At 59.5% G+C, this 5,749-nt stretch carries 6 protein-coding genes and 1 pseudogene; 4 read left to right on the top strand and 3 right to left on the bottom strand.

What is annotated here, in order from left to right:
* The 3 genes from F1542_RS01485 to F1542_RS01475 all read right to left on the bottom strand — a co-directional run.
* A partial coding sequence (locus F1542_RS01485; RefSeq protein ID WP_227672375.1) for a hypothetical protein occupies positions 1 to 191 on the bottom strand: 191 nt, incomplete at its 3' end.
* Positions 192 to 979: 788 nt separating this feature from the next.
* On the bottom strand, positions 980 to 1,999 hold the full coding sequence (locus F1542_RS01480) for a xanthine dehydrogenase family protein subunit M (RefSeq protein WP_193731456.1): 1,020 nt from the start codon (positions 1,997 to 1,999) through the stop codon (positions 980 to 982).
* A 382-nt stretch (positions 2,000 to 2,381) separates the two neighbouring features.
* A complete protein-coding gene (locus tag F1542_RS01475) occupies positions 2,382 to 2,978 on the bottom strand; it encodes a methylamine utilization protein MauD (RefSeq protein WP_193731455.1) in 597 nt (198 codons plus the stop codon).
* Between the two features lie 244 nt (positions 2,979 to 3,222).
* Between F1542_RS01475 and F1542_RS01470 the strand changes: the two genes are divergently transcribed.
* From F1542_RS01470 to F1542_RS01455, 4 genes and pseudogenes are all read left to right on the top strand, one after another.
* Positions 3,223 to 4,425: an amine dehydrogenase large subunit gene (locus tag F1542_RS01470; RefSeq protein ID WP_408886215.1), complete on the top strand. Its 1,203-nt coding sequence runs from the start codon at positions 3,223 to 3,225 to the stop codon at positions 4,423 to 4,425.
* Positions 4,426 to 4,428: 3 nt separating this feature from the next.
* Positions 4,429 to 4,959, top strand: a complete 531-nt coding sequence (locus F1542_RS01465; RefSeq protein ID WP_346011739.1) for a MauE/DoxX family redox-associated membrane protein — start codon at positions 4,429 to 4,431, stop codon at positions 4,957 to 4,959.
* Positions 4,956 to 5,558, top strand: coding sequence for an alkyl hydroperoxide reductase (locus F1542_RS01460; protein ID WP_193731452.1), 603 nt, complete (start codon positions 4,956 to 4,958; stop codon positions 5,556 to 5,558). The genes F1542_RS01465 and F1542_RS01460 overlap by 4 nt, the downstream gene beginning before the upstream one ends.
* Positions 5,545 to 5,749: pseudogene (locus F1542_RS01455) on the top strand (methylamine dehydrogenase (amicyanin) light chain); the annotation flags it as partial. The gene F1542_RS01460 and the pseudogene F1542_RS01455, both read left to right, overlap by 14 nt.

The following is a 5,749-nucleotide window of genomic DNA, read 5'->3' as shown; positions in this document are numbered from 1 at the left end:
CCACCACCCGGACCGCCGGGACCACCCCGGCCACCAAATCCTGGTCCACCACCACCGTGGCCACCACCATGGCCGCCGGGGCCTCCACCACCGGGGCCATGCTGCGCATGTGCATGGGACAGCGGCAGAACCGGTGTCGCGGCCAGCGCCACGACGGTCAGTGCCATCGTCAGGGATTTCATATGCCTCATTACCCTACTCCTTTTCCCTTAACCTGATATCACGTCACGACAAAACAATGGCGGATTGTCACAATACTGTATCAATATCCTATTTATTCCGGGAAACAGGCATGAAAACCTTGCATGACCACAGGTACAGCCAGAGGAAAATACATATTTTAATAATGGCAATAGGATAAACCAAAATTTATGGTGCAGTGTCGGTAATGAATATCACATTACATAAATATAATTCATGACAACAAACAGGAACAGCCCCAGTGAAATAGTAAAACATCGGCAGGCAGAATGCATAAGTCCGTTGACCTGAAACGGGTTCCCGATACCCGATGGATCACGACATGGATGCAAATGCAGCCCCATAATCCGTTGGGTCACGCCATGCCGGAGGCCATTCTGCTCGTGGCAGGAGGGACATAATGATCCCCCTGTCCATCCGGCATGATGATGTTATGCCGGTTTGTTATAGCAGGCCACGGATCGGCTCCGCATACTAGATCCCGGCCGCCATTCTCCCGCCTGCTGCCACAGTGATGGTCAATCCCGACCTGCATGCTCCCTGGCGCGACGAATGGGTTGTCCTGTTACGCGACAATGCCTGCATACGCGATGATGGGGGACTGTCCGTCGGGTATGCAGGGCTGTCTGAAAAGTCAGATCAGGAAATATCCTGCAATCATACGAGCGTTGCTGGTGAAGCGTTTTTCAGAAAAATTCGAAGAACACCGCTTTTTTTTAAAAAAGACGGTAACCAAAAGTTTTTATTTCTTATCAATCGGTTATTTTCAAGCAGCTTCTCAGTCAGAGCACGACCAGACAGGCAGATTCCCATCTGGTTGGGGTGCTTCGGTTGCGGCCTGCCACAAGGCATGCTCGATCACCCGTGGCGCAAGGGTTCTTTTGGCCGCATTTTCCCGGTCCACCTCGGCGTCCTGCATCAGGCGGTCCGCCACATCACGAAACAGGATGCGTGAAGGCCGCCTGCCGCACAGCATGTCTTCAACTTCGGGAATATACCATGGCCTGCTGGCTAGGCCACCCAGTGCCACCCGACCGTGCCGGATGACATCGCCATCCATTTCCAGCCCCACCGCAACCGAGACGACGGCCAGCGCCAGCACATTCAGGTCACGTATCTTGAGATAGGTATAATGATGCCCGAACGAAACCGGTGGCAGGTCAATCGACAGGACCAGTTCACTTGGCCGCAGAACGGTTTCAAGCCATGGCGTATTGCCCGGCAGGCGATGATAATGCCGCGCATGGACCCGGCGCGCGCCCTGCGGTCCGTACAGGTTGATCGTGGCATCCAGCATGGCCAGCACCACGCACATATCGGACGGGAAGGCCGCGATACAGTCAGCGCTTGTGCCCAGTACGGCATGGACCCTGTTGGGTGTGCCCCGCGCCGCACATCCCGTCCCGGGCGCGCGCTTGTTGCATGCGGCATTCGTGTCATAAAAATAATGGCACCGCGTACGCTGGTTGATATTGCCCCCGTTGGTGGCAACGTGGCGAATACGCGCGCTGGCTCCGGCAAGAAGGGCGGAGGCCAGGATGGGATAGTGCCTGCGGACCAGCGGATGGGCGGCCGTCCGGGCATTGGTCGCCAGCGCACCAAGCCGCAGCCCCCCGCCGGGCAACGGTTCGATGGCATCAAGCGACAGCGCCTTGATGTTGATGACATGTTCGGGCCGTTCGACATCCACCTTCATCAGGTCGATCAGGCTGGTCCCTCCGGCAAGGTAACGGCTATGGGGCGGCGCGCTTACGACAGCCGCCAGCGTATCGGGCCTGCTGTAAAAAAATGCCCTCATGCCATCCCCCTGGGAAAGTCCGGAACCGTTCCAGTACGCCTTCCCAACTTCGGGGCGGCAGCAGGGTTGCCGGTCAGGCCCCTTACAATCATTCACTTATTCATGAAATGTGCCGGTTTTATGTCTTGCCATTCCATACCAATATTCGGGATGTCATGAACATGGGACTGACGCAGGGGTGCATCGGCCGGAAACACCCCATTTTTCACTGGTCTTCCTGCGCGGACAGTTGCCCTGTCCGCTACGCCGGATCCGGGAATGGCATGCATATGAAAACGGGCACCATGAAACCATGGCGCCCGACAGTGTGGCATTCATATCATCATGCAGCGAAACGGCATGTCACCCGCATCCGCAGCGTATCGCAATCAGGTCGCTGGATTTACGCGGGCTGTGCCTTGCGTGCCGCCAGATAGTCCTGGGTCGTGCGGAAACCGGTTTCCTGTGCGTTGAGCAGGCTTTCAAGGTGCTCCCGGTTATTGACCAGACCACGGGAAAGGATATGCCCCTGCCCGTCCAGCAGGAAGGCGGATGGCAGCTTGTCCACTTCAAGGATGCGGCCAAGATCCGGGTCGTTTATGAATTTTTCCGGGTCGATATGCTGGCTGCTGACGAAGGCCTGCTGCATCTGCGGCGTATCATCGCCTGCAAAGAGCAGTTCCAGTTTCTCCCGCTGGCAGAACATGCGGGCGATCGGAATCATCTTGCGCGAAATGGGACAGGTCGATGCAACGAACATGACCAGCCGGCCAGCGGGCGCGCCCTGTGTCAGCACGACATCACGGCCCGTGGCCAGGGTATGGAATGCCCGGTCGGGGCAACGGTCGCCCGGCTGGGGACCGGCAGCACTGATCAGCGCGCCGACAGGCGGGATTTCACGGAACATCTGCCGGACCTGCCGCAGCAGCTGCCACAGCGTCCATGCCGCCATCAGCAGGACCAGCGTACATATGGAAGATGAAACCACGAGTATTTCCATTGGTCGGCCTGCCACTGCTGTGTGGAAAATAAAGACGAAATGCCCCATGCCTGTCCATGCACGGGATGGAATGATCCTACCGCCATTCATCCGGCATAATCCAGATGCCAGGTCGGCCCTTTGTGCCTTTTGAAAATAAACGTGACATATCCGTTACATATGTGCATCTAAGCCATAACGTTTCTTGATCGTTCTATAATGCTGGTATAATCCTTGAATGATTCCTGGATGGGATAACGATTTCATGACTGTAAGTTACAGCGGCGCATGCCGTAACCTGTTTGGCCTTTTCCTGTGTGGACTGGTTGCGTCAACCGCCCTTTCCCCGACCACGGCGGTCGGGGCGGAACCTGTTCTGCAGACGGAACAGAGCGATACCATTACCCTTCCTTCTCCCGGTCCCCACACGATCCTGGTTGAAGATGCCGTTTACGACCATAATAAGGACGGGCGGGTCTATGTGGTGGATGCCGACCACGGCCGGCGGCTGGGCATGGTGCAGGCCGCCTACAACGCCAATGTGGCGCAGTCCCCCGATGGACAGCATTTCTATGTTGCCGAAACGACATGGGCACATGGTAACCGTGGGCAGCGCGACGACCTGCTGGTCCAGTATGACCCGCATACGCTGGCTGTCCTGTCGGACGAAAAATTGCCAGCGCGCGCACTGGTCACGCCCAAGAAAAACGATCTGGCCATCAGTGCCGATGGCAGCCGGGCCTATGTCTATGTCATGAGCCCGACTAATGGCGTGGAAGTAATCGATACGCACAACCATACGGTTGAACAGACGGTTGAAGTCCCCGGCTGCGCGCTTGCCTATCCATGGGGCAATAGCGGGTTCTCATCGCTGTGCGCGGATGGCACGCTGGCCAACGTATCCATCGCGGATGGCAAGGCGTCACTGACCCATTCTGCCCCCTTCTTCGTGCCGGACCGTGATGGCGTGCTGGAACATAGCCCCGGCACGCATGACGGGCATATGTGGTTCATTACCGACAGCGGCATGGTCTATCCCGTCAAGCTGGGCGCGACGGACGAAATCGGTACGCCGTGGTCCCTGCAGCAGGGTGCCGGCATGCCGGTTGCATCCGACGCGCGCGCGCCCTTCGACGTGGCATGGCGCCCTGGCGGCTGGCAGCTTTCCGCCCTGCATGCCAGCAGTGGGGAACTGTATGTCCTCATGCACCGGGGTACGTTCTGGACCCACAAGGAAGACGGCACGGAAGTCTGGGTATTCGATACGAATACGCACAAGCGCGTGCGCCGCATTCCCCTTCCCGCCGCCAGCCCGATCGTGGGCGTGACGCAGGATGAGCATCCCCTGATGTTCACATCGGATGAAGCGGGCGACCTTCATATCTTCGATGCCCGTAGCGGCAAGCTGCAGCGCACCATGAAACATCTTGGCACGGATCTGGTCTTCACGGTCGCGCCGGGGGAATAAGAGATGGATATGCTGGTTTTGCAAGGGGCATGCGGCCTCTGTTGCGGACTGGTGGGGGGCATGTTCCTGCTTGCGGGCCTGCCTAAACTTGCGGATCACGACAGCTTCCTTGGGGTCATCGCGTCCTACCGGCTTGTGCCGCCATCACTTGTGACCGTGGCGGCATGGGGTATTGCACTGGCGGAAACGCTGGCCGCGGCGGCCCTGCTGTCCGGCATGGCAACCCGTATGGGTGGCCTGCTGTCACTGGCGCTGATTGCCGTGTTCACGCTGGCGATGGGCGTAAACGTCGCCCGTGGCCGCACCGCCCTGTCATGCGGCTGCATGCCCGGCAGCGATGGCGAGCACCTGTCATGGAAGCTGGTCGCCCGCACGGCGCTGTGCGCGCTGCCCGCGCTGGTGCCCGTATGGATTGCCCTGCCGCAGGCTACGGTACTGCGGGTGGAAAGCATTGCGGGCGGGGTCTGCCTGTTCATGATGTGGCGGGCGACCCGTGTGCTGGCCCCCACGAATACGGAAGGACTGTCATCATGATGACACTTCTGGTGATCTGGCAGGTAGCCCTGGCGATTGTGGCACTCGGGCTGGCCGCGGGCCTGTTCGCGCTGGCCCGCCAGATCGGCATCCTGCACGAACGCCTGGCGCCCATCGGCCCGCAGGCCGCGCATCAGGGACTGGATGTTGGCCAAAGCGTCCCCCGTCTGGTCATGCGCACGCTGGCGGGTGAACCGTTTGTCATTGGCGGCCCGCTGGATGCGGGTCGGCGGATGATGGTCATATTCGTTGCACCTGACTGTCCCGTCTGCAAACGCGTCGTGCCGCTGGCACGCGCGATTGCGGGTGAGCAGGGACTGGATCTGGTGCTGGTGGGTGACGGGGCGGAACCTGAACTGAAGGAAATGGCCGCCCGTCCCGACATGGCGGGGCTTACGCTGGTTACCGGCGTAGAACTGTCACTGGTGCTGCAGGTCAACCGGTTGCCCACGCTGGTCATAATCGATGACCATGCGACCATATTGGCCAAGGATATTGTCAATACGCGCCGGCAGATCGAAGCTGCCGTCCAGTCTTCTGAAGCCGGAGCCAAGAATGCCGGTAACGTCACAAAGGAAATTGCCCATGCTGCCGTCTGACAGGGCTGATAACGAACGTAACGGGTCCCTGATGGACCGCCTGACGGAAAATCTGGTGCGCAGGCTGGCCGGACAGTCCTCGCGCCGTGGCGTGCTGGCCCGCCTGGGCGCCGCCATGGCGGCTGTCCCGGCATTTCCGCTGCTGCCGGTGACCCGTGCATCCGCCGCTACCGCCCCCCCTGCGGCCAAGA

Origin of the sequence: Komagataeibacter sp. FXV3, assembly GCF_015155755.1 — a bacterium.
Lineage (GTDB): Bacteria > Pseudomonadota > Alphaproteobacteria > Acetobacterales > Acetobacteraceae > Komagataeibacter.
This window is presented reverse-complemented; position numbering and strand designations above follow the sequence as displayed.